Raw genomic sequence first — 24,851 nt, 5'->3', positions numbered from 1 at the left:
AGTGCATCGTTAATCAATTAATAAAAATATGCTAAATGCTAAGCAAGGAAGCTTGCATAAGAGGGAGAGGTTTATGAGTGCTATCGATATGACAACTGATATCGAATCAACGATGAATATTAATGTCATGTATTTTGCCAGTTTGGCTGACGAGGCCAATTGTCAGCAAGAGACAGTAAGCGTACAGCAGGATACGTCATTGACTGAACTATACGAACAGCTTAATCAAAAGCATCGCTTTAGCCGTCCGCAGTCGGAGCTACGCGTTGCAGTAAATGACTACTTTGCTAAATGGACTGACCAGATAAATGATGGTGATAGCGTGGTTTTCATCACGCCAGTCGCTGGTGGTTAGACAAGCGTTTACTAGTGTCCATTTTATCAGTGGCTATTCAGTGGTTACAAAGAAAAAATAATAAATAGAGAAGAAAAATGACCGACAACGTCCACGATCATTCAATGAGCATCAAACGTAGTGCTGACGAAGCTTACCTTATCGCTGAGCGTGATGGCTTTGCGCTACTAGATATTGCTATAGATGAAGATAGGCTAAAAAGTACGTTAGATAATGACAGCTGCGGTGCGTTTGTTTGTTTTGAAGGGCGAGTGCGCAATCATAATAACGCCACGAGCGTTGATCGTCTTACCTATTATGGTTATGAGGATTTGGCCATCAATCAAGGCCGCGCCATTATAGAAGAGGCCAAAAAGCGTTTTGAAATTACGCATGCTATTGCGATACATCGTATCGGTGCGTTAGAGATTGGCGATGTGGCTGTGTGGGTTGGGGTAGTGTCAGCGCACCGTTATCCAGCATTTGATGCGTGTCGCTGGATATTAGATACTATCAAAGCGGACATTCCTGTGTGGAAGCAAGAATACTACGAAGACGATTCGTCTAAATGGCTTAGCAATAATGGTTAAGTCATTAGTTACTGTCTGTGTATCTGCTTGTCTGCTATTATCATTAAATGCTTGTACGCAAGACAAAGACGCCAATATGGCGCTTGCTTCTGATACCACTGAACCAGCCCAGACTTTGCGTATCGCTGCGGCTGCTAACTTATCTGATGTACTCCCTCATATTATTGATAGCTATCAGGCTGATAACAGCTCATCTGCCCAAAATGTTTCAAGTATCTCAGATATTGAAGTTACTTATGCCTCTTCTGGTAAGTTGTATGCGCAAATCAAAGCAGGGGCACCATATGATATATTTTTGTCTGCCAATCAAGCGTTCCCTGCTAAATTGGCTGATGAAAATTCAGCTGGTGTTATTAGTGAAGATAATAAGCTAACCAAGCCTTTTACGTATACCAGAGGTCAATTAGCACTCTATAGTGTCACTAAACCTTTAAACAATTTTACACCAACATCGCTGGGTGATGTGTTTACCAGTGCTGACTTTACTCAGGACAGCAAGGTAGCTATTGCGAACCCTGACCTTGCGCCTTATGGTGCGTCTGCAAAAGCCTATCTGCAATCACAAAATATGTATGATAAGTTAAATGCTCAAAAAAGCTTAATACAGTCAGAGAATATCGGTCAGGCATTTCAATATGCGCATACGGGTAGTGTGGACTATGGGTTTGTAGCACAGTCTCAGCTTGTTGCGATTAAAGCCAAGCCTGAGCAGTTTATTACCTTATTGCCAACGTCTTATCCAGCTATCTTACAAGATGGGATAGTTATTAATAATACCGCCTCAGCAGCCGACTTCACCGACTACCTGCGCTCAAAAGCAGGGCAGCAGCACTTCTTACAAGCAGGCTATCTGGCCGTCCAGTAATACGTTAGACTAACCCCTCTCATCATAGAACGAGCAGTGACATTATATGATCGACCAGTCTCTTATGTCAGATATGCTCAGTCCATTTTGGGTGAGCATTAAGCTCGCTTGCGTGACCACCGTATGCTTACTGCTATTTGCAACGCCTATCGCTTATTGGTTGGCTAAGCCGAGCCGTATAAAAGCAATAGGACGTCTTAAGGTACTGCTCATGGGCATCATTGCGATGCCTCTGGTGCTACCACCTACCGTGATTGGTTTTTATCTACTGTTACTGCTCAGTCCTAGTGTGGGTATCGGTCAATGGTTGAGCGAACATAATATTAGCCCGTTGATTTTTACCTTTGAAGGTCTGGTCATTGGTTCTATTATTTACTCATTGCCTTTTTATATACAGCCTGTCTATGCACAGTTTTTACGTATTCCGCAAAGTGTCACGGAAGTTGCTCATCTCCTAGAACCAAGTCGTATGCGACGGTTTATGAAAGTAGCCTTACCGCAAGCGCGGGTTGGTATTATTTTGGGTAGTTTGGTGAGCTTTGCTCATACCATTGGGGAGTTTGGGGTTGTACTGATGATAGGCGGCAGCATCTCAGGCGAAACTAAGGTGGTATCAATTGCTATATATGAGCAGGTAGAAGCGCTCAACTATGAGGCGGCGCATATGATGTCTGGTATTTTGATTATCATGGGGGTAGTGATGGTAGCGTTAATCGCTAGTGTGAGCCGAATAAGTCAACGTCCATAGCACTGAAATATTTGTACGCGAGTTAAGAAGTGTTAGCTGGCGCAGTAGCTATATAAACAATGTCTAAGCAAAATATGTAGACACAAAAAAACCTCAAACAATCTAATGTTTGAGGCGAAACTTGCTTAAACTCGAAAGTCTAAATTCGTTTTAAATATGGCGCAGCGGACGGGACTCGAACCCGCGACCCCCGGCGTGACAGGCCGGTATTCTAACCAACTGAACTACCGCTGCTTAGGTCTCTTAGCTTGTTTAGCCACTTGCTAAGAAGTGGTGGGTGATGACGGATTCGAACCGCCGACATTCTGCGTGTAAGGCAGACGCTCTACCAACTGAGCTAATCACCCTTCGAACAATTGCTATGCAATTTATTCAACATCAACTGAGCTCTTAAGTTTGTCACTAAGCTCCGTTGCTGTGGGTGTGTATTATATAGATTTACTGTTGGGTGTCAAATATTATTTTAATATTTTTAGAAAATAATTATAAATCGCACTTGTAATCTATCAAAAATAGCACTCAAAGCCATGTATTATATAGTATTTCTAAAAGTACACTTATTATCATTATTTGTTGTTTAGAGGTGAAAAGCTACTATACTATGGATGCTTTGCTCGTTATGGATGCTTTATTCGTTGAACACGGTTGATGGAGGCCAATATAAACACTTTTACTATTAAAGATACTTTTACCAGCTGGACCTGGGGAGACTTAGCGGGTCTAGGTCTGGTGCTGCATATTGTACTTATGATAGTAATGACGCTGCGCGTGGTTTCTGTGCAGCGCAATATTGGTGTGTCTATTGCTTGGGTGGCTGTGCTTTATACGTTACCAGTATTTGGTTTTGTGGCTTACATTTTGCTCGGTGAGCCGATGATTGGACGGCGCTATCGTGAACGCGTAGATCAAGCCAGCATCTTGATGAACGATATGGCAAGGCGTGAGCATCTGATTTTTGATAAAGGGCAGGACTTATTACCAGCCAACTACCGCGGTGTTAGCCAAATAGGAACGCGCTGGACAGGGTTTGGTGTATTTCCCAATCATCAAATGCAGCTGTTGACGGATCCTGCTTCTATTTTTCAGCGTTTGATTGAAGATATCCATGCCGCCCAGCGCATTGTCCTCATGGAATTTTATATTGTCTATCCAAAAGGACAGGTGTTAGAGGTCATAGAAGCGCTGTCTGTAGCGGCTCAGCGCGGCGTAGAGTGTCATATATTGGCTGATAGTGTGGGCAGCTTTAGCTTTATTAATAGTAGCGTGCACCGCAAATTAGAAAAAGCAGGAGTTTATGTCCATCAGTCATTGCCAGTAGGGTTATTTAAGACATTATTTAAACGTTCTGATTTGCGCAATCATCGCAAAATGGTGGTTATCGATGAACATATTGGCTATATCGGCAGCTTCAATCTGGTTGATCCAAGGTTTTTTAAGCAAAACAAAAATGTCGGTCAATGGATTGATGTGGCGCTACGAACGACTAGCCAGCACTCAATTAGTATCAATACAGCGATGGCCAAGGTAATTGTTACCGACATCGGTGCTGAAAGTAATGACAATCTTGCTGAGCTGCATCAACGGGTTAATAACTATACCCGTAAGTTATATGTGATGCATCCGACCATCAATGATTTAAATAGCCGTGTGAAGGTATTGGCGGATACGATTGATGATCATGAGCAGCCAGATATAGGTGCCACTTCGATTGTCGTACCAAAGATGCCTGTCGTGGACAAAGTCTTGGCGCAGCTAATACCTTCAGCACCGCAGCTAACGGCTCATGTGATTTACAATACGTTAGTTACCGTGATTCATCGTGCCAATAAGCGCATCCGTATTACCACACCTTACTTTGTCCCTGATGAATCCCTATCGGGCGCGCTGACGATAGCAGCTAAGCGCGGCGTTGATGTAACGATTATTGTTCCTGAAAAGGTTGACTCGTTTCTGGTACAGCACGCTTCTCAAGCTTATTATCAAGAGTTATTGGATGCTGGAGTAACGATTGCATTGTTTAAAGGCGGTTTGCTACACGCAAAAACAGTGGTTATCGATGATGACTACTGTCTATTTGGCACCGTCAATATTGATATGCGCAGCTTTTATCTAAATATGGAAGTCAGTTTGGCGATTTATACGCCAGAAATGGTTGCCCAAGTAGCGGACTGTCAGGAAGTCTATTTAGAAAACTGCCGAATCTTGGATAGTGATGAGTGGCAACAGCGTCACGGATCAAAACGATTGTTTGATAATGTCGTGCGCTTGTTCAGTCCTTTATTGTAGCACTCGGATTTTTAGGGTAAGGTAATCTACTAGTATTGTTCTATCATCTTAGTCGTAGCAATCTTATAGCCTATATTTTTTTGGTTTATCTATCTGCAAGAGGTCACGTCCGTCTATGTCTGCATCACCTTTAACGCCACTGGACTACATTGCAGAAGGCTATTGGCAAGATTTCTTAGCTGGGCGTCCTATTGCAGGTGGTATCGCCTACGAAACTGAGCTGCGCGCTTGTAGGCTAGATGAGTCGCTTGAGAGTTTACAGCGTATAGATACGCTATTGTCCCAAGTGCGCCGAGATATGATCAAGAGCGGTATATGGGATGAGGTGACACTGCTGGTCGATGAGCGCTATCGTAATTTTATGGTGTTTTTGGCGTTTTATGCAGGTCGTGTATTGGCGCAGCAGTGGCAAAGCAAGCCACATTGGTATGGTCAGTTTGAGCTGCGTAAACGTTACCCTGAGCTAACATTGATCACCGATGATTTTTATCAGCATATGGCTGTCGGTTATGATGATAGCGGGGTTAAAGAGTGCTTGTTTTTTGCACTAGAGCCAATAGGGCTACGATTGTTTGGTCATATTGATCGGCAGTTTGACGCGGTACAAGGCGGGCAAGTAGAGAGCGGGTTGTATCAAGCGATTAGCCTTAGACTACCAACTATTCTAAGTAACGATGTTAATCCAATGCCCGAATTAACAGCGGATAAAGTAACAACAAACAAAGTAACAACACATAAAGCAACCACTCATCAAGTCACTGAAAGTATCGCTCCGAGCGCAGATTTAAATACGCATGTTGGTACTAGTCAATTAAATGTTCCTCTTAACAAGCCAGAGGAAGTATCGATAGGAGCTGAGCATCACCAAGCTAATATAGTTGTAACTGATAGTGAAAGTCTCGCAGCTCCATCTGCTATGCCTGATACGATAACTGAGTTGCAAACAAGCGTAGTATCTCCTAAATCTGAGAGCCCAATAAAGCCTGAGCTGACTAAAGTAACGAAGCCAACAACCAAGCCTACGTCATCTGTAAAAAACACATCAACGCCAGAGATGTTTACGCAACTGCTCGTAGAGTTAGATGAGATAGCGGTGCCACAACCAACTGGTGATATGCAGTATCAGCAAGCACGTAAAGTACTGGATCAGTTCGAGCAGCATATTGCCAAGCAGAACAAGCCTCGTCGCCAAGTTATATTTTCAAATGATCACAACACGGCAAAAAATAAAGCGCTTCTATTACTACAATCGGCTGCTGAAGATGGGAATACAGCGGCTATGTTACGTTTGGCCATGTATGAATTGTTAGGTGAAGGTTTGGCTACAAATAGCGATGATTCTAAAAAATCTGGCGTAGAGTGGGTTAATCAAGCCGCTAGCAAAAATGATAGCCGTGCTCAGCGTCTACTCAGTAAGATGTATTACCAAGGAGTAGGGGTGTCTCAAGATATAGATAGCGGTAAATACTGGTTAGAGCAAGCGGCAGATAATGGTCATGCCGAAGCGGCCAATCTGGTCAAGCAATGGCAGCAAGCAGAAATGCTGCTGATCACACAGAAGCAAGAGCAGCATAGCACCAAGCGTTATCAGCTGTTAATTGGTGCAATCATCGCAGTCGCTTTATTGATAATAGTCATTATCTAACAATCATTACCTAATAAATATTTACTCAGTAACTTTTTAAAAGCTTATTGTTACAGCTTAAATTCAGGTAGAATTGGCGCGCTTTACCTTTACCCTTTTATTGTTTGATTCATAACTAATCTGGGCTGTTCCATGCCATCATCTAATACCCCGTCTGACCACTCTGCGAATCCAATGGACCCTGTATCATCACCTAGTCGTATGGTATACGAGACACCTTTATATTATCAGTCTCTTATTGGGCTACTAAAGCCACTATATCGTCTGCAAGTATGGCGTCGATCTCATAGAAATGACAATTATCAGCAGGAAATCGATCAGCGTTTTGGTAAGCAGTATCCACCGCGTCCAGTGGTCAATGCTGATAGCGATAAAGGGGTAATTTGGTGCCACGCAGTCTCATTAGGTGAGACCAATACGGTCGCGCCTTTACTAGATATGTTATTGGCTAATGGCTATCAGATATGGTTGACCAATACGACTCAGACAGGTTTTGCTCGTGGGGCCAGTCGTTTTGCAGAACAGATAGCTCAAGGTCAGATGAGTCATAGCTATGTGCCAGTCGACAGCCCTGCTGTGATCGAGACTTTCTTAACGCATGTACAGCCGAGCGCTGCACTGTTTGTAGAAACAGAGCTATGGGCAAATATCTTGACCAAATTATCCCAGCACCGTATTCCAAGTATCCTAGTCAATGGTCGATTATCTGCTTCTTCTTTTCAGAGTTATCAAAAAATTGGTGCAGTCAGCGCCAGTATGATGAAAAACCTCTCCTTAATTATTGCGCAAGACAGTGACTCTGCTAAACGCTTTCGGCAGTTAGGGGCTAGTAGCGCCCAAATTCGTGTGGCAGGCTCATTAAAGTGGGTAATCAATGCGTCCAAACTCAATGACAAAGCGGTAGAAGATAATGGTATTTATAATAAGAAAGCTGAACTGCGAGCAGAGTTTGGTATAGCAGATCGTCCTGTGTGGGTAGCTGCGAGTACTCATGATGGCGAAGAGGCAGCAGCGTTGTCATTGCAGCAGCAACTACTGTCTCAAGCCACATTAGCAGATACGTTGCTTGTTATTGTCCCTAGGCATCCTGAGCGTTTTGATGAAGTAGCGGATCTCATTCAAAAAACTGGGTTAAACATGGTGCGCCGCAGCGATGGAGACATGATTGATGCAGATACGCAAGTTTATCTAGCAGATAGTATGGGTGAGATGATGACTTGGTATACATTGGCAAATGTAGCGTTTGTGGGCGGCTCACTGGTAGATATTGGCGGGCATAATCCAGTTGAGCCTGCTAGTGTGGCAACGCCTATACTGATGGGACGTTATACTCAGTCGTGCCAAAGCGTGATAGATAAATTGGCTAGCGTAGGCGCTTTATATCAGCCAAGCAATAATTTTTATTGTCCAATTGAGTCAGATAACTCAAGTAGTTCGGATGCACAGATGGTCAGTGATGATCAGTTAAAGGCGAACATAAAATCCTCTCGTAAGAAAACAGCTTATAACCGTGAAGACGCTGTGAGCATTTATACGCAGCTGGCGACTTGGTTAAGTAATTTACCATTGGCCGCGCAGGCAGGGCAAGCTGGCGAGCAAATGACGATACAGCAGCAAGCGGTACTGACCCGCCAATTTACGATGATTGAAGACGCAGTCGAGATGTCTTCCAACCAAGATAGCTTATGAACTGTATATTATTGCCCGCTAAAAACTTCTCATCAGACACAGCGAACATCGATGCCTTGTCTCAAGTCAGCCATGTGACTAAAGTGCTGGGTGCAAAAGTCGGTGATACGCTTAAAATTGGCCAGATCGGCGGCAACCTTGGTACTGCTGTTATCGAAGATATTACCGCTGACCGTATTCGGCTAGGTAACGTCCAGTTGAATACTGCGCCGCCAGCCAAATTAGATTTGACTGTTATTCTGGCGTTACCGCGTCCTAAAGTGCTACGGCGATTGATCATGGATATGACGGCGCTTGGTGTACGCGATATCATTCTGATCAATAGCTACCGTACCCAAAAAAGCTATTGGCAAAGTCCCATGCTTGAGCGGGTTGACGAGTTTGTATTAGAAGGCTTACAGCAGAGCATCGATACGATTGTTCCTAGTATTACGCTACAAAAACGTTTTAAGCCATTTGTTGAAGACACACTTGCAAGCTTAATGAGCAGTCGAGCGATAGTCGCGCATCCTTATAGTCAGCAGTCCTTTTCTGAATTTTTACAACAGCAACCATCACGAGAGCTACCGAGTATAGTTTGCATAGGCGCTGAAGGTGGCTGGATTGACTATGAGATAGAGCTGCTGTCGGCACAAGGTTGCACGCCTGTACATATAGGCTCTCGTATCTTACGTACAGAAGCTGCGGTCAATGCAATTTTAGGACAATGGCTGCTATAGATGGATGCTAAAACGCGTCGCTAGACCAAACTATTGAAAGAGCTGGTGAAAAATAGTTCTTAAAAATCAATGCTCAAGACTCATCACTGATATATTTGCCAGTTAAACAAATGTATTGATAATTAATCTCACTTCGATTAGTATGTTGCTTTAATATATTATGGCCTGATTACTGCTAGCGCTTAGCAAGTCATCGTTATAATCACTGTTATTTTGTCTCACTATACATCTTACTTTTTTATAGCATTACTATGGGGAAAACCATGTCATTGAACGCTATCAGCGCTAATCTAACCTCTACGAAGCTTATCTTACCTGCAGCCGTATTTGGCATGATGTTGGGTCTAGCAGGTTGTAGTAATTCTTCAACCACAGAAGAAAGCGTAGAAGTAGAGTCAACAGAAACAGGTGCTGAGCAGCAAGCAGCAACTGACGAAGCTACGACTGCTGATAGTCAGACGATTACTATCTACTCATCACGTAATGAGCAGCTGATTAAGCCATTGTTAGATCGCTATACTGAGCAAACAGGCGTAAAAGTTGAGTTGGTCACGGACAAAACAGGTCCACTCATGGCGCGTTTGCAAGCGGAAGGTCAGAATACTCCAGCTGATATGCTATTGACCGTTGACGCTGGTAACTTATGGCAAGCTGCAGAGCAAGGCCTATTGCAGCCAGTATCATCTACTGTGTTAGAAGCCAACGTCCCTGCAAAATACCGTGATCCAAAAGGTCAATGGACAGGTCTGTCACTACGTGCACGTACTATCTTTTATGATCCAAGCAAAGTCACTGCTGACCAGTTGTCTACTTATGCAGATTTGGCCGATCCAAAATGGAAAGGCAAACTATGCTTACGTACCTCTAAAAAGGTTTATAACCAATCGCTTGTTGCTAGCATGATGGAGCATTTGGGCGAAGAAAAAACCGAAGCAGTTATTAAAGGGTGGGTTGATAACCTAGCGACTGATGTGTTCAGTGATGACGTTGCGATGCTAGAAGCTATCGCTGCTGGTCAGTGTGAAGTGGGTATCGCCAATAGCTACTACTATGGTCGTCTATTGGATGAAAAACCAAACTTCCCTGTGAAGATATTCTGGGCAAACCAAGATACGACTGGTACGCACGTAAACATCTCAGGCGCTGGCGTGGTTGCAGGTTCAGACAATCCAGATGGTACGCTTAAACTGATAGAGTGGTTGTCATCTGATGAGGCACAAGGTCTTTATGCCAGCTCTGACAAAGAATTCCCAGTAAAAGTAGGTATCGATGAGTCAGACATGCTCAGATCATGGGGCGAGTTCAAAAAAGACGATATCAATGTACAGAAATTCGGTGAACTACAAACTCAAGCTATCCAAATGATGGATAAAGCGGGTTATAAATAAGGGATCGCCAGTAATACTGATACCAATCGCAAAATCATAACTTCGAGACAATAGTTCTTAAGCAATAGCTTTTAAAGAATAGGTTCAAAGGTTAGTCATTACAAAGGAGTTATTCAAGTAATGACGATTTTGAGGTTGGTATAAGCTTATAAGGTCTCTATACGTATGACACGGTAATGATAATATGATCACAACGCCAGATGCGTCTGTTAGTCAAAACGATACTGTCAATGGCGGTGTTAATGACAAGCAGACTGTCAGCCAAGACCACGCCCTTCGTAAACGTATTATCTCGAAATCAGTCTTAGGGCTGATTTCGTTGTTTATGCTAGTACCAATTTTAATCGTGCTGCTGTCGTGGACTCAGCCAGTGGCAGAGATTTGGACACATATGGCAGACTATGTACTGCCGCAAGTGCTCAAAAACACGGCGATTTTATTGCTAATGGTGACAGTTGTTTCAGGCACTATTGGTACTGCTCTGGCTTGGGTCACTAGTATGTATCGTTTCCCGGGTCAGCGTTTCTTTTCGTGGGCGTTGATGTTGCCACTTGCCATCCCTGCTTATGTATTGGCATTTGTCACTATTGGCATTGTTGATTTTAGTGGGCCGCTACAGACAGCTCTGCGGGATTCCGGTATCAGTACTGCCATACCGTCGATAAGGAATGTATGGGGCGCAGGCTTGGTATTATCGCTAGCGTTTTACCCTTACGTATATTTGCTCGCGCGTCAGGCATTTTTGTCACAAGGCAGGCGAGCGATAGAAGCGGGGCAGATGCTAGGTTTGAGTCGTAGCCGCGTGTTCTTTCGGTTGGCATTACCGCAAGCACTGCCTTGGATCATTGGCGGCTTGCTGCTAGCCAGTATGGAAACCTTAGCGGATTTCGGTGCAGTATCGGTATTCAATGTTGATACTTTTACTACCGCCATTTATAAAGCATGGTTTGGTTTTTTTAGTTTGACCACAGCGGCTCAGTTAGCAGCCTTGCTTATTGGTGTGATTTTTATCGTGGTATTGTTTGAGCAGTATTGGCAAGCTAAGCGTGGTAGCTCACTTACACAAGGTAGCAGCCAACGCTTTGACGCTAGCAAACCTGCCAAACTCGCCATGACACTGCTGTGTACGCTCATCTTTTTAATCGCCTTCTTGATACCTTTTTTGCAGCTTATCTATTGGACAGCACTGAATTTTCGCCAAGATTTTGATGCGCGTTACATTGATTTTGTTACCAACAGCCTCATGATTGCTAGTATGACCACGCTATTTATTGCTTTTTTGGCGATTATCATTGCGTGGATCAAACGGCAGTATCCTGATAAATCGACTAAGCTAATGACCACTTTAGCCAATTTAGGCTATGTCGTACCGGGGACTGTATTGGCGGTAGGGATATTTATACCTATTGCGTGGCTTGATAATCAAATGATTGCGTTTGGTATCACCTCACAGCAAGTGCTTTCTGGCAGTGTCATTGTTATGCTACTGGCGTTATCGACACGTTTTATGACGGTGAGCTTTCAGCCAGTTGACAGACAATTGCAGCGATTGACAGTCAATCAAGAAGCTGCTGCAAAATTACTGAGTGACAGTCCTTATCAGCGATGGCGTCATGTAATGCTACCTGTGCTTAGCCCTGGCGTATTGACTGCATTATTGATGGGTTTTGTCGAAGTGATGAAAGAGATGCCCATTACGCTGATGACACGGCGTCAAGGCTGGGATACGCTTGCAGTACGAGTATTTGAAATGACGAGCGAAGGTATGTGGGGACGAGCCGCATTGCCGAGTTTGCTAATCGTGTTAGTTGGCTTGCTTCCTGTCTGGATACTACTGCGTCAAAGCGATAAACACAGCTAATAGCAACAAAGTTAATAGCAATAATTTGGTATAAGTTTAACAGCACACTCGTAGTGTCAGCTATATTATAATTTGCTCTGTTTTATCGATGGTTTTACTTACTAATAGCGAACTGGTACCGTCTATGTACACTGATTCAATGAACGACTCAACAAATTCTAAGTCAGAAAAGGCTCGGGCTAGCCATGTGCCTGTAGCAAAGTCACCACTGTCACAAAATAGAATTAATCCAGTTCAGCCGAATAAAACTGTAGAACAAAACAATACCTCACAACAAAATATTGAGAAACATATCGCGACAGATCCTTACTTTAGTGTGCAAAATCTCATCGTAGGCTATGACGATACTATCGTCGTTAATGGTCTATCATTGATGCTGGAGCAAGGCGAGATTGGTTGCTTCTTGGGTTATAGCGGCTGCGGGAAAACAACAGCGCTTCGAGCAATCGCGGGACTGGAGCAAAGTCGCGGCGGCACTATCTATCTAAACAATCAACGTCTAACTGAGAAGACAGCTCGCCAATCATTCGCAGTTGCGCCAGCCAAGCGTGGCATGGGCATGGTGTTTCAGGATTATGCTCTTTTTGGTCATTTAAGCGTGGCGAAAAACATCGCCTTTGGTCTCAATAAATGGTCAGCTGCTGACAAAAAAGCCCGTGTGGCTGAGATGCTAAGCTTAGTTGAATTGACTGAACATGCAGACAAACGTCCTAATGAGCTTTCTGGTGGTCAGCAGCAGCGTGTGGCTCTCGCAAGAGCACTAGCCCCCAAACCAAAACTACTATTACTTGATGAACCATTCTCTAATCTAGATGTGGTGCTGCGTGAATCACTAGCAATGAATGTCCGTGATATCCTCAAACGTACCAATACTACAGCGATTTTGGTCACTCATGATCAAAATGAAGCGTTCGCGCTAGCGGATAAAGTAGGGGTAATGGATAAAGGACGATTGGTACAGTGGGCGCGACCAAGCGAGCTGTATCATGAGCCTGTCAGTCCTTTTGTCGCTGAATTCGTAGGCGAAGGCGCGATGATAGACGGTATCATCAAAGAAGGTCATGTTGAGACGGCGCTAGGTAATATCTATCGCCGCATGGAAGTCTATGATGAATCAGGCCAGCCACAGTATTGCGAATATGATTATCCAAATGGTACGCCAATCAAAGTACTCGTGCGCCCTGATGATATTATTCATGATGATGACAGTACGCAGACAGCTTTGGTTATCGGACGTGTGTTTCGCGGTGCCAACTATTTGTATCGACTACAGTTAGATGACGGACAGACTGTCTTATCCTTGGTTGCAAGCCATCATAATCATGCAATCGGCTCGCATATTGGCATTTTGCCTTTGCTGGAGCATGTCGTAGTTTTCGATGAAAAAGACATCAATGCCACTACTTGGTCAGAATACGATAGGTCATCGAGAATGGATGAAGAGGTTTAGTAGCATTTACCATTCTTGAGCTGTCGTCTCAATTTACCGTTTAGCCAAAATGTGTAAGTAACGACCAAGCCATTTGTACGGCTCTAACTGTGAGTAGCGTAACTCCATTCTTATCACTGCATCTGGGTCGTTATGACCGCCACGTTTGAGCGGCGCATAGTCATGAAATACTCGTAGACCACTGCTACGTACCGTCTGATAATCATGCGCTTGAAGCCACGTCTCGACTTCTTCTTTGGCCACGGGATGGTTGGGGGTGAGGCTTTTCTTATTGTCCGCTTTGTAATCGTTACCATCAAGTAAGCTATCGAGTAAGTTAAAATTCCCCATGATAAGATTACGATAGTCAAAACTCGCTGGATTATAGAAGCAGACAGATAACGCGCCACCATCTATTAAGTGCTTATCAAAAAAGTCCATGACCGCCGCTGGTTCTGCCAACCATTCAAGTAGCGCATGCGACATAATCAAATCAAACTTCTCTGTCTGAGCCAGTTTTTCTTCAAGCGCCTGATAAGGGCAAACATACCATGTGATGTCTAGCTTTTTATCAATTTTTTCTGCGCTCGCTTTCGCCTTCTCAAGCATATTTGCTGATATATCATTGATGACTACGCTATGACCTTGAGCAGCAAGTTCTATCGCAATTTGTGCAAGCCCTGCACCCACATCCAAGATACGTAAAGGTCGCCCAAGCGCTTCACTCATCTGTGAACTATATTCAAAAATATCACGGCGTAGTACAGCCAATCGAATCTCGCCTTTTAAACCACCATACACTTTCTTTTCGAAATGATCGGCAATGGCATCGAAGCTACGATCTGCTCGTTTGTCTTCTGTTGGTATAGAAAGGTTTGAGTCAGGCTGGCTATCTTGATGTTTAATTGTCATAGGTATTTAGATCAATAATTAAGAGGGTTAGAGTATAGTCAGCGAACTACTAAACCGCTACGGTGTTACCCTCCCTAGAGGTACTATATGTACAATCTGCGGTCGGTTGCCTTGTAGCTGTTTTAGATTTCTTTGACTATAAGAAAAATATTTAGTATGAACTAGCGTTTCAAACGTCTGTTAATTACCCATTTAAAAACGACCTTCGCTAAAACAATAACGACAAATACCACGATAACAAACACCCACATACCATTGCCTTGTAGGTTTTCTTGATAGGCTTTTGACAAGTATGCTGATAAAGCCATAGCGACTAAAAGTGCTCCCCAACGGACATAAGGGACAGCGCGATTGTTATGGTTAGGAAAGCTAGCAACGTAATCGCTCGAAAAGCTGTATAGCACCATTGCTAAAATCCAAACAATTGCAAGAATGATATCCATAATAAAAGTAGCCTGTTAGGTCGTTATGTAAGTGCTATAAAAGATGAGGTAGTGTAGCGTTTAGAATTTTTTTGTCCAGTATCACTAAAAAATAACCGCATTAAAGTGGTTTAAATCATAATGTGCTCATGAGAATAATATGACTTTGAAAACAGTATGCTTATGAAAGAATTATGATTGCAAAAAAATCATGCACATAAAAACAATCAGTTCACGAAAGAGCCTCAGTTCACGTCAGAGACAGTTGTAGGTTTTGTTGTATTGGCTAAATATTCTAAGCATCCTAGTTGTTTGCCTAATAGAGCTTATATGCAAACTACGTATGAGCCCTATGCTCAAGATTTTAGCGTTAAATTAAATGTCATGTTGAATTGTAGATAGAAATATAACTATTCACTCAGTTAGTCAAAATAAATCTTGTCGAGCTGTACTGAATGAGTATAGTATTTTTCTATTTAATATCCATCAGATACGGAGAATAAACAATGAAACCAATCAGCACAGCGCTACTCGCCCTAGTATTTGCCTTCACATCTATGAGCCAAGCCCAAGCTCGAAATACGCCTTGTTCGGGTAAAATGGGCGGGGTGTCTCATTGCTCAGCAGATGGTAAGTTCGTCTGTAAAAATGGCAAAATCAGCCAATCAAAAAAAACCTGTCATTAGAATTATTTTAGTGTGTGTCAATAATTTAAAATATCACTGTGAATGAACCGTCTAGCTTGATTTTAATGGCAGTCAAAGCCCCCTAAATCAGCAAATTTGTGCTAAAATAGCTTCTTTTATTAAACATTGTTTTTAACAAAAACCGTATCACTATTTTCCTATTGTTTTGCACGTGTAGCAGTGTTTTTTTATGGTGTCTATTTTGGTCATGACTGCCCATTTATGTGGCAGTATTTTTATATGATCTATGGGTGCCATAAGCGATGTGTCAACGTTAGAAAAAAATGTGAGTGAAGGAGTGTATATGAGCGAATCGGTCAGTCCTATTGGCATCGTAGATGAACTAAAGCAGTCGTATTTGGATTATGCGATGAGCGTGATCGTCTCGCGTGCGCTGCCTGATGTGCGTGATGGGTTCAAACCTGTACACCGCCGCGTGATGTATGCCATGCACGTGCTATCAAACGATTATAATAAACCGTATAAAAAATCAGCACGTGTGGTCGGTGATGTTATCGGTAAGTACCATCCACATGGCGATAGTGCCGTCTATGATGCCATCGTCCGTATGGCGCAGGATTTCAGCTTGCGCTATCCAATGGTTGATGGTCAAGGTAACTTTGGCTCGATCGATGATGATCCTCCGGCAGCGATGCGTTATACCGAAGTACGTATGACCAAACTGACCCACCAGATGCTCGCTGATTTGGACAAAGACACGGTCGATTGGGAAGACAACTACGATGGCTCTGAGCGCATGCCAAGCGTGATGCCAGCGCGTATTCCTAACCTATTGGTCAATGGCGCGACGGGTATTGCCGTTGGTATGGCGACCAATATGGCCCCGCATAACCTGACTGAAGTGATTAATGCTTGTTTGGCCTATGCTGAAAACCCACAAGTTTCAGCCGAAGAGCTGATGTCACATATCTCAGGTCCTGATTTTCCTACGGGCGGTATTATCTATGGCCGCGCGGGCATTTTAGATGCTTATCGTACGGGTAAAGGCCGTTTGCATATTCGTGGTCGTTATCATATTGAGCCGATGAGCAATTCTGGCGTCAACCGTGATCGTGAGCGCATCGTATTTACCGAAGTACCTTATCAGGCTAATAAAGCTAAGCTGATCGAGCGTATCGCAGAGCTTGTTCGTGATAAAAAAATCGAAGGCATTAGCGAGATTCGTGATGAGTCTGATAAAGACGGTATGCGTATCGCTATTGATTTGCGTCGCGGTGAGACGGCTGAAGTTATTGTTAACAACCTATTTCTACAAACGCCGCTAGAGTCTAGCTTTAGTATCAATATGGTGGCACTCGATAATGGTCAGCCTAAACTATTGACCTTGCGTCAGCTTATCGCTGCATTTGTCCGTCATCGTCAAGAAGTGGTGACCCGCCGTACGATTTATGAATTGAACAAAGCCCGCGTTCGTGGTCATTTGCTAGAAGGTCTAACGGTCGCACTAGCCAATATCGATGAGATTATTGCGACGATTAAAGCGTCGGCAAACCGTGGTCTAGCACGTGAAAGCTTATTAAATAACACGTGGGGTTCAGGTAGTGTCGTTGCGATGCTCACAGCTGCTGGTAGTCAATCGGTACGTCCTGAGTTTATCGATGGCGAAGATCCTAAAGCGCCGTTTGGTCTGATTGAAGGCGAAGAGCGTTATCGCTTGTCACTTGAGCAGGTCAATGCAATTTTAGATATGCAACTGCATCGTTTGACTGGTCTTGAGCAAGACAAGCTGACTGAAGAATACCAAGACCTATTACGTGAAATCGCGCATTTAGAGTCTATTCTTGGCGATTTTGATAAGCTGATGGCTATTATCTCTAATGAGATGATCGAGATTCGTGATAACTTTGGTGATGAGCGCCGTACCGATATCATCGATTCACGTATGGACTTTAGTCGTGAAGACCTTATCCCTGAGCAAACGGTCGTCATGACGGTATCGCGTACTGGCTACGCCAAAACTCAGCCGATTGATGACTATGTCGCACAAAAACGTGGCGGTAAAGGTAAGTCTGCTACGGCAATGAAAGAAGACGATGTAATCGATCACTTAGTCGTAACATCAACGCATTCTACGGTACTGTGTTTCACTGATAGTGGACGTGTCTTTAGTCTACGTGGTTTTGAAGTGCCGATTGCTAGTCGCGGTGCTCGCGGTCGTCCATTGGTCAATCTAATTGGTCTAAATAGCGACGAAACCGTTACGACGATATTGCCAATTCCAAAAATCGTGGAAGATACATCAGTAGTAAGTGAGGTATCAGAAGTAAGCAATGATGACGATTCGATAGAAGATAGCAACCAAGCAGAGCCGCCTTTTGTCTTCTTTGCCACGGCCAACGGTACAGTGAAGCGGGTAGAACTGAAGCAGTTTGCCAATATTCGCTCGAACGGTTTGATTGCGGTTGGACTAGAAGACGGTGATAAATTGGTCAGCGCTCGTATCACTAACGGTAGCCAAGAAGTGATGTTGTTTGCTTCAAGTGGTAAAGCCATTCGTTTTGATGAGAATGATGCGCGTGCGATGGGTCGTACGGCAAAAGGCGTCCGCGGTATGCGTCTGGCTACTGATGAATTTATCAAATCATTAGTCGTTATCGAAGATGATGTACGTGAAATCTTGATTGCTTGTGAAAACGGCTTTGGTAAACGTACCTTTATCGATGAGTTCAATACGCAAAATCGTGGCGGTGGCGGTGTGATCGCTATCAAGACCAGTGAGCGTAATGGCGCTTTAGTACGAGCGACCAAGGTCGACTCTACTGATGATATTATTCTAATCTCTGATAAAGGTACGTTGGTTCGTACCCCAGTTGAGCATGTTGCTAGCTCTGGTCGTAATACGCAAGGCGTAACATTGATTCGTCTGTCAAAAGATGAAAAACTGGTTGCCATGGCGCGTGTTGAGCATGAAGAGAACGATGATGAGCTTATCGATGCCATGAGAGAAGACGGTACGTTTGAAGTAGAAGGTCAAGAGCAGATAGATATTGATGCGACAACTGACAATACTGCAACTACTGACGTCGATGATGTGATTGATATTGCAAACGATCATAAACCAAGTGACAATCTATAATAGACTAACTATGCATAAGACGATGACGAGTAATAGTCTTGGTAATTAGCTTTTGAGTCTAGTCTCTTAGCATTTTTCTAGAAAAAAGCCTCTGACGTTATCGTCGGAGGCTTTTGTTTTTTAATTCTCATTTTTTCAATACTGTAAATAAGGTTCTATTTTTTAAGGCTGTTGTTATGCTTACGACCAATCAAACTTTTCAGGGAACGGTTGCTTCGGTATCATCGAGCTTTTTATTCTCGATGATGTTTTTGTTTGGACTGTTTATGCTGCCCTTAACAGGGACGCAGGTGGCATCATGGCGTGTGCTCATGATGTTGCTCAGTTTGGTGATATTGGTCAGTTTGACTAAACAATGGCAACGTATTTTTGATTATATAAATACGCTAAAGACAATCAAGGAATGGTTAATATTTATATTGCCTGCGCCAATCTTAGGGGGACAGATTTGGTTGTTTATGTGGGCGCCGGTCAATGGTTTTGGTCTCGATGTCACGTTGGGTTATTTCTTATTGCCGCTAGTGATGATTGTGCTTGGTCGATTCTTTTATCATGAGTATATGAGCATCTTGCAGTGGGCTGCCGCAATATTTGCAGCACTCGGTATCGGCTATGATATTGTTCAGTATGGTTCAGTCTCTTGGGTGACACTGTTTGTATGCTTGGGGTATCCACCGTATTATCTGCTACGGCGCACCCTTTCTGTACCGCCCATTACAGGGTTATTGTTTGATTTGACGCTGTTGACACCAGTAGTGCTCATCGTGCTCTACATGACGGGCGGTTTTGATGTTGCTGCGCAAGACATGAAGTTCTGGTATCTGTTACCGCTGCTTGGTGCTTTTAGTGCGCTTGCGATGTCGCTGACGATGATTGCCAGTAGTAAGTTGCCTGTTTCACTGTTTGGAGCGCTAAGTTATATAGAGCCGATGCTATTATTTGTGTTGTCTATCACGATTCTGAGTCAAAGCCTTGAGGAAGGTGGTTCACTCTTTATGTACGGCATGATTACGCTTGCGCTACTGGTCATGATGGCTGATAGCGTAAAAGGCTATCTCGTTCGTCAGCGTAATGACCGCTTGCATGGCTATAGAGAGCTTCAGATTGGCGGCTTTCCACCGCGTCGTCATTTTATCAATCAGCGTATCGATGGCGTGCTAAAAGCCCATCGTTTTCGTAAGATTCGCCGTTACCAAAAGAAGATGGATAAGATACAGCAAAAAATCGAACAACTTGATGCAAAATAAGCACTTACCTGCATTAAATTTACTCAATGCAGAAGTTTAAACACTAGATGAACAGCGGCATTGCTTATTCATTCTGACTTTGACATAATGCCGACCATGATGTAAGCCTAACACATCAAAAGCGTTCAACTTAGATTGCGCGACGACCTTATATGCAAAAGCCTCAGACGTTCTCGTCTGAGGCTTTTGTTTTTTTTAAAAATTGCCATGGATGTGCCCCAATCTTTAAAGGCTGTTGTGATGCTGACTACTAACCAAACCTCGCAGGGTACAATCACCGCTGTCGCTGCAAATTTTTTATACTCATTACTGTTCTTATTTGGTCTACTGCTGCAACCATTATCAGGTACGCAAGTCGCTTCGTGGCGCGTACTGACAATGTTTTTTAGTCTCGTACTGCTGGTCAGCGTACTAAAGCAGTGGCAGCACATTTTTGATTATCTAAAAACACTAAAAAACGCAAAAGAGTGGTTTCTATTTATACTACCCACACCAATTTTGGGCGCGCAAATCTGGATATTTATGTGGGCGCCAGTCAATGGCTTGGGGCTTGAGGTCACGTTGGGTTACTTCCTATATCCTATGATTATGATTGTTGTCGGCAGGTTCTTTTACAACGAAGACATGAGCTTACTTCAGTGGGCTGCTATCGTATGTGCAGGTCTTGGCATCGCTTACGATATTTTTGAGTATGGTGCTATTTCTTGGGCGACTTTGTTTGTTTGCTTGGGTTATCCTCCTTATTATCTACTACGCCGCAAGTTGGCAGTACCACCTATTACTGGTTTGATTTCAGACCTTGTATTGTTGTTGCCAGTGGTACTTGTCGCGCTGTATATGAATGGCGGTTTTGAAGTAGCAATCACCAACCACAAGCTTTGGTATCTGTTGCCGTTATTAGGCATCATCAGTACCGCTGCAATGTCACTAACAATGGTGGCCAGTCAGAAGTTGCCTGTCTCACTTTTTGGAACTCTGTGCTACCTTGAGCCAATATTCTTGTTTATCTTCTCAATCGCAATTTTAGATCGTAACTTACATGATGGTGGCTCCATGCTGATGTACAGCATGATCTTTATCGCACTGCTGATTATGATTGCTGATAGTGCGCTGGGTTATATGGCGCGTAAACGTGAAGACCGCTTACATGGCTACAATGAGCCACAAGTAGGCAGTTTTCCACCACGTCGCCGCCTGAAAAATCGCCGTATCAAAGGCGTGCTAATCGCGCATCGATTCCGTCAGATCAAAAAATATCAGCAAAAGATAGATAAAATGACGCGCAAGATTGAAGCATTACATTTAGATTGATGCCAAAGAGTACACCGTCTTAGATAGTATCTATTCGGTAGGCATTGTTTTCCAGTATGTCTGCCAACTCACAGTATTAAAGAAGTACAAATTACGCTATTATCGAGAGCAGTAGTGCCACGATCGAGTAAACGTATGGTGCTATATCTGAGATATTATGGCTGATTTACTACAATATATAACTAGGACGGTTTATGTTACATCTTCATCATTTAGCAAACTCGCGCTCGTTTCGTATTATCTGGCTTTTGGAAGAGCTCGGTGCCGATTATAAACTGACTTGCTATGAGCGCAACAAGGCATACCGTGCTCCTGATAGCCTAAAGCAAGTGCATCTGATTGGTAATGCACCAATATTAGAAGCAGACGATCGTGTGCTGATTGAATCAGGGTTTATCATTGAGTATTTGATTAAGCACTATGATAAAGAAAAGCAGTTCAAACCTGACGATAATAACGAAGCAGCATGGGAAGCCTATACGTTTTGGCTACACTTTGCAGAGGCTTCATTAATGCCGCTGTTGGTCATGCGTTTGGTATTCACGAAAGTAGTGTCTCAGTCGCCAATGTTAATCAAACCTATTAGCAAAAAAATTCAAGGTCAGATTGAAAAGAACATGATCAGTAGCAGTTTGGAGAAGATGCTAGATATGATGGAGCGTCACTTACATGAAAACCATTGGTTTGCAGGTAGTGAATTTAGCGCCGCTGATATTCAAATGCATCTTGCAGTCTTGGGTGCCAATGCTGGTGCAGGTTTAGATCAGAGTAAATATACCAATCTTTTGAACTGGCTCAAACGCTGCGAAGAACGAGATGCCTTTAAGCGAGCAGAAAAAAAGGGCGGCCGTCTGAATTTTTAGAGGATACTGGTATAATCCTCTCTCAACGCTTAAGTAGCCATGTAGACCAAAGGCTTTGTTTATGAATAAACAAAGCCTTTTTTAGGATAATGTTATGACAGATCTAAACACCTCGAATAAAGACAATCTAAAGCAAGATAGCCTAGACGTAAATGACAATCAGTCAGCAACTCAAACATCACTTAATAAGCAAGATACCAGTATGCAAGAAAATAATAGACAGCAGATTAATAGCCAGCAAGTCTCTATCAAATCGTGGTCACAGAAAATTCTAGTGGTAATTCTGTGTGCAGCGAGCTTTTATGGTGGCTGGAAATCTTACGAATCAAATATGGTAAATGAGTGTACTGCCAATGGTGGACAAATGGTTGAAGGTCAAAAAACCATGATATGCCAATTGTCATAGCTAGGCATATTCTTTGTTTATCTCATTTCTGTTATCGTTTTAGGATGAAGAGACGCTCTTGCAGTCTGAGCCAGTACTCCTGATAAATAAAAGGCATCATTATGCTAAAGCTAACCTTTTTGGGTACCTCTGCGGGTGTACCGACCAAACAGCGTAATGTGACTGCACTGGCAATAGAGTGTCTGAATCCGCATACCTCTGGCGTACAGCAAGGAAGTCGTCAACAGAACAATCAGAATAAGAAATCGCGTCCATGGGTGTTGATTGATTGTGGTGAAGGCACGCAGCAGCAATTGCTACATACCAAGCTCTCCCTACATCAATTAGCTGCTATCTGCATCACTCATGTGCATGGTGATCATTGCTACGGTCTACCAGGGCTATTAGCAAGCGCTGCTATGTCAGGGCGCCGTGAGCCATTAACTTTGATTGCCCCAAAAGCAATTGCTACTTTGCTTGAAGCTATTACCGCAACTACAGAGCTGTATCTACCTTTCGCTCTCGACTTTATAGCGATTGAAGAGGTGTTAGCTGAGCAAGGTGATACGAACAAAGTCAGCATTAGCTTAAGCGACCAACATCAGCTTGATATTGATATCACGCCGCTATCACATCGGGTTGCTTCTCATGCCTTTGGTATTACTCAGACTATTAGCCGCCGCATCCTTAATACAGATAAGCTTATGGCGGATGGTATTCCAGCAAGCGCATTGTGGGGTAAATTGCAGCAAGGCGAAGATGTCATGACTGAGGATAATAGACAATTGCGCTCAGTAGACTATGTTGACAATGAGATACAGCGGACGCGAGTGGTGGTGGCAGGAGACAATGATGCGCCAAATTTGTTAAGCAAAGCCGTTATCAATGCGGGTTTATTGGTGCATGAAGCTACTTATACGCACGAGGTGCTCACTAAGATTCGAGCCAAAAACCCAGACTATGATCCGATGCATAGTAGCGCCCAATTGCTCGGCGAATTTGCCCAAGCGGCTGGACTCAAAAATCTAGTTTTGACGCACTTTAGCGCCCGTTATCAGGTTTTTGATAATCCTAATAGCAAGACACCAAACATGGCAAATATTCGTTTAGATGCTGAGAGCGTTTACAAAGGCAATCTATGGCTGGCAGAAGATTTTGCTCAATATATGGTTGATGGTGCAATTGAGTCGGTAAGCAATCAAGAGGGCAGTCAAGAAGAGAGTCGCGTGCAGTATATAGGCTCTGCACGCAGTGATTAGATATGGCTAAGCTTAGATATGATTTAGCGTTAAATATGACCTAGTGCTTACTGTCTTCGATAGCCAGTTGTGTTTTACCACTCCAAAAGCGGCTGAACTGGTAAGCAACTCGTCCTGAGCGACCGCCACGTTCTGAGGCCCAACGTAGCGCATCCTTTCTGATCTTATCAGGCATAGAATGACTTTCCAAAATGTCCTTAGCATCACTATCCAGATCAGCGAATATTTTTTGCTGCTCTAAATTCAGATAGTGCTGAACAATATGCAGATAAGTCTGCTGATCCATAGGATGGAAGGTGAGGGACAAACCGAACCGATCTGATAATGACACGGTCTCATCAATGGCCTCATAGGGATTGACTTCATCCGTCTGCCCATTATAGATATCGACATTGTCTTTCATCATCTGCGGTAGCAAGCGCCGGCGATTGCTGGTGGCGTAGACCAGTAGTTTGTCTTGCTCAGAGTCTAGCGAGCCATCGAGCACGCTCTTTAGCGCACGATAGCTTTCGTCTTGACCATTAAAAGCGAGGTCATCACAGTATACGATATAGCGGCAATTGCAATCTGCTGGTAGGGCATTAATAGCAGCACGAATCTTATCCAATACTTGCAGATCATCGCGGGCAACCTCGATAATACGTAAGCCTTCACTATGATGGGCTTGTAGCAAAGCGCGAATCAATGATGACTTACCGGCACCGCGTGTCCCTGACATCAATACATGGTTGGCAGGGTAACCTTTAATAAACTGGCGGGTATTCTGTACCAGTTTCGATTTTTGCGTATCGATACCATGCAAGTCATCTAAGCTCAAAAACAAATTGACCGACAAAGGTTGCAGATGACCAGTGCGTCCACCAACCCAGCGATAAGCAAGCTGGCTCGGATCGATTTCAATAGTTGGTGTGACTCGCTCTTGTAAGTACTGACTGAGTAAGTCTAACAACGGTGTGGGTAGGGCGTAAGTAGGTTGATCAGATGGCATGGTTGGGATAGTTGGTTGGGACATAGTGGCTCTAGCAATTAAGGTTGTCTTTAATACCATACCCAAAAATACAATTAACGCTGCTGAAATTTCAGTGCCTACAATCTTAGTACCTATTAATCGTAGT

Annotated in this window: 21 protein-coding genes and 2 tRNA genes; 18 read left to right on the top strand and 5 right to left on the bottom strand. The window is 43.5% G+C overall.

The window, feature by feature from the left end; genetic code table 11:
* The first annotated feature begins 73 nt into the window (after window positions 1–73).
* From Q0788_RS04435 to modB, 4 genes are all read left to right on the top strand, one after another.
* Window positions 74–355, top strand: coding sequence for a MoaD/ThiS family protein (locus tag Q0788_RS04435; protein WP_298808173.1), 282 nt, complete (start codon window positions 74–76; stop codon window positions 353–355).
* Between the two features lie 77 nt (window positions 356–432).
* Window positions 433–924 (top strand): molybdenum cofactor biosynthesis protein MoaE, encoded by a 492-nt coding sequence (locus Q0788_RS04430; RefSeq protein ID WP_201571239.1) that lies wholly within the window; start codon window positions 433–435, stop codon window positions 922–924.
* Window positions 917–1,789 carry a molybdate ABC transporter substrate-binding protein gene (gene modA / locus Q0788_RS04425; RefSeq protein WP_298808172.1) on the top strand — a complete coding sequence of 291 codons (873 nt, stop codon included), beginning with the start codon at window positions 917–919 and terminating at the stop codon, window positions 1,787–1,789. The genes Q0788_RS04430 and modA overlap by 8 nt, the downstream gene beginning before the upstream one ends.
* 46 nt (window positions 1,790–1,835) lie before the next feature.
* Entirely contained in the window at window positions 1,836–2,537 is a 702-nt protein-coding gene (gene modB / locus Q0788_RS04420) for a molybdate ABC transporter permease subunit (protein WP_298808171.1), read from the top strand.
* 157 nt (window positions 2,538–2,694) lie between these two features.
* Here modB and Q0788_RS04415 read toward each other — a convergent pair.
* Window positions 2,695–2,771, bottom strand: a tRNA-Asp gene (locus tag Q0788_RS04415).
* A 37-nt stretch (window positions 2,772–2,808) separates the two neighbouring features.
* A tRNA-Val gene (locus Q0788_RS04410) sits at window positions 2,809–2,884 on the bottom strand.
* Between the two features lie 301 nt (window positions 2,885–3,185).
* On the opposite strand from Q0788_RS04410, the gene Q0788_RS04405 reads away from it, so the two are divergent.
* The 7 genes from Q0788_RS04405 to Q0788_RS04375 all read left to right on the top strand — a co-directional run bounded on the left by Q0788_RS04405 (window position 3,186) and on the right by Q0788_RS04375 (window position 13,575).
* Window positions 3,186–4,823, top strand: coding sequence for a cardiolipin synthase (locus Q0788_RS04405; protein WP_298808170.1), 1,638 nt, complete (start codon window positions 3,186–3,188; stop codon window positions 4,821–4,823).
* A gap of 115 nt (window positions 4,824–4,938) precedes the next feature.
* Window positions 4,939–6,468: a tetratricopeptide repeat protein gene (locus Q0788_RS04400; protein ID WP_298808168.1), complete on the top strand. Its 1,530-nt coding sequence runs from the start codon at window positions 4,939–4,941 to the stop codon at window positions 6,466–6,468.
* A gap of 132 nt (window positions 6,469–6,600) precedes the next feature.
* Complete coding sequence (locus Q0788_RS04395) at window positions 6,601–8,157, top strand: 3-deoxy-D-manno-octulosonic acid transferase (protein WP_298808166.1); 1,557 nt, start codon at window positions 6,601–6,603, stop codon at window positions 8,155–8,157.
* Entirely contained in the window at window positions 8,154–8,876 is a 723-nt protein-coding gene (locus tag Q0788_RS04390; protein WP_298808165.1) for a 16S rRNA (uracil(1498)-N(3))-methyltransferase, read from the top strand. Before Q0788_RS04395 ends, Q0788_RS04390 begins: the two co-directional genes overlap by 4 nt.
* 263 nt (window positions 8,877–9,139) lie before the next feature.
* The gene (locus Q0788_RS04385) at window positions 9,140–10,264 is read left to right on the top strand and encodes an extracellular solute-binding protein (RefSeq protein ID WP_298808164.1); all 1,125 of its coding nucleotides are present in this window, start codon (window positions 9,140–9,142) and stop codon (window positions 10,262–10,264) included.
* 184 nt (window positions 10,265–10,448) lie between these two features.
* The gene (locus Q0788_RS04380) at window positions 10,449–12,125 is read left to right on the top strand and encodes an iron ABC transporter permease (protein WP_298808163.1); all 1,677 of its coding nucleotides are present in this window, start codon (window positions 10,449–10,451) and stop codon (window positions 12,123–12,125) included.
* Window positions 12,126–12,249: 124 nt separating this feature from the next.
* Window positions 12,250–13,575 carry an ABC transporter ATP-binding protein gene (locus tag Q0788_RS04375; RefSeq protein ID WP_298808162.1) on the top strand — a complete coding sequence of 442 codons (1,326 nt, stop codon included), beginning with the start codon at window positions 12,250–12,252 and terminating at the stop codon, window positions 13,573–13,575.
* Between the two features lie 33 nt (window positions 13,576–13,608).
* On the opposite strand, the gene Q0788_RS04370 is transcribed toward Q0788_RS04375, so the two are convergent.
* The gene (locus Q0788_RS04370; RefSeq protein ID WP_298808161.1) at window positions 13,609–14,466 is read right to left on the bottom strand and encodes a methyltransferase domain-containing protein; all 858 of its coding nucleotides are present in this window, start codon (window positions 14,464–14,466) and stop codon (window positions 13,609–13,611) included.
* A 161-nt stretch (window positions 14,467–14,627) separates the two neighbouring features.
* The gene (locus Q0788_RS04365) at window positions 14,628–14,909 is read right to left on the bottom strand and encodes a hypothetical protein (RefSeq protein WP_101206189.1); all 282 of its coding nucleotides are present in this window, start codon (window positions 14,907–14,909) and stop codon (window positions 14,628–14,630) included.
* A gap of 485 nt (window positions 14,910–15,394) precedes the next feature.
* Between Q0788_RS04365 and Q0788_RS04360 the strand changes: the two genes are divergently transcribed.
* The 7 genes from Q0788_RS04360 (at window position 15,395) to Q0788_RS04330 (ending at window position 23,736) form a co-directional block, all read left to right on the top strand.
* A complete protein-coding gene (locus Q0788_RS04360) occupies window positions 15,395–15,574 on the top strand; it encodes a hypothetical protein (protein WP_102092005.1) in 180 nt (59 codons plus the stop codon).
* 304 nt (window positions 15,575–15,878) lie between these two features.
* A complete protein-coding gene (gene gyrA, locus Q0788_RS04355) occupies window positions 15,879–18,671 on the top strand; it encodes a DNA gyrase subunit A (protein WP_298808154.1) in 2,793 nt (930 codons plus the stop codon).
* Between the two features lie 176 nt (window positions 18,672–18,847).
* Complete coding sequence (rarD, locus tag Q0788_RS04350; protein WP_298808152.1) at window positions 18,848–19,918, top strand: EamA family transporter RarD; 1,071 nt, start codon at window positions 18,848–18,850, stop codon at window positions 19,916–19,918.
* A gap of 240 nt (window positions 19,919–20,158) precedes the next feature.
* Window positions 20,159–21,229, top strand: coding sequence for an EamA family transporter RarD (rarD, locus tag Q0788_RS04345; protein WP_057759099.1), 1,071 nt, complete (start codon window positions 20,159–20,161; stop codon window positions 21,227–21,229).
* A 194-nt stretch (window positions 21,230–21,423) separates the two neighbouring features.
* Window positions 21,424–22,092: a glutathione S-transferase gene (locus Q0788_RS04340; protein ID WP_298808149.1), complete on the top strand. Its 669-nt coding sequence runs from the start codon at window positions 21,424–21,426 to the stop codon at window positions 22,090–22,092.
* A gap of 94 nt (window positions 22,093–22,186) precedes the next feature.
* A complete protein-coding gene (locus Q0788_RS04335) occupies window positions 22,187–22,498 on the top strand; it encodes a hypothetical protein (protein WP_298808146.1) in 312 nt (103 codons plus the stop codon).
* Between the two features lie 101 nt (window positions 22,499–22,599).
* Window positions 22,600–23,736 (top strand): ribonuclease Z, encoded by a 1,137-nt coding sequence (locus Q0788_RS04330; RefSeq protein WP_298808143.1) that lies wholly within the window; start codon window positions 22,600–22,602, stop codon window positions 23,734–23,736.
* Between the two features lie 40 nt (window positions 23,737–23,776).
* Here Q0788_RS04330 and Q0788_RS04325 read toward each other — a convergent pair whose 3' ends face one another.
* Window positions 23,777–24,724 (bottom strand): ATP-binding protein, encoded by a 948-nt coding sequence (locus Q0788_RS04325; protein WP_298808365.1) that lies wholly within the window; start codon window positions 24,722–24,724, stop codon window positions 23,777–23,779.
* Window positions 24,725–24,851 lie beyond the last annotated feature (127 nt).

The sequence above is a fragment of the uncultured Psychrobacter sp. genome, assembly GCF_947500265.1.
Lineage (GTDB): Bacteria > Pseudomonadota > Gammaproteobacteria > Pseudomonadales > Moraxellaceae > Psychrobacter.
Note: the sequence above shows the minus strand (reverse complement) of the source record. Positions and strands in the feature narration are given on the sequence as shown.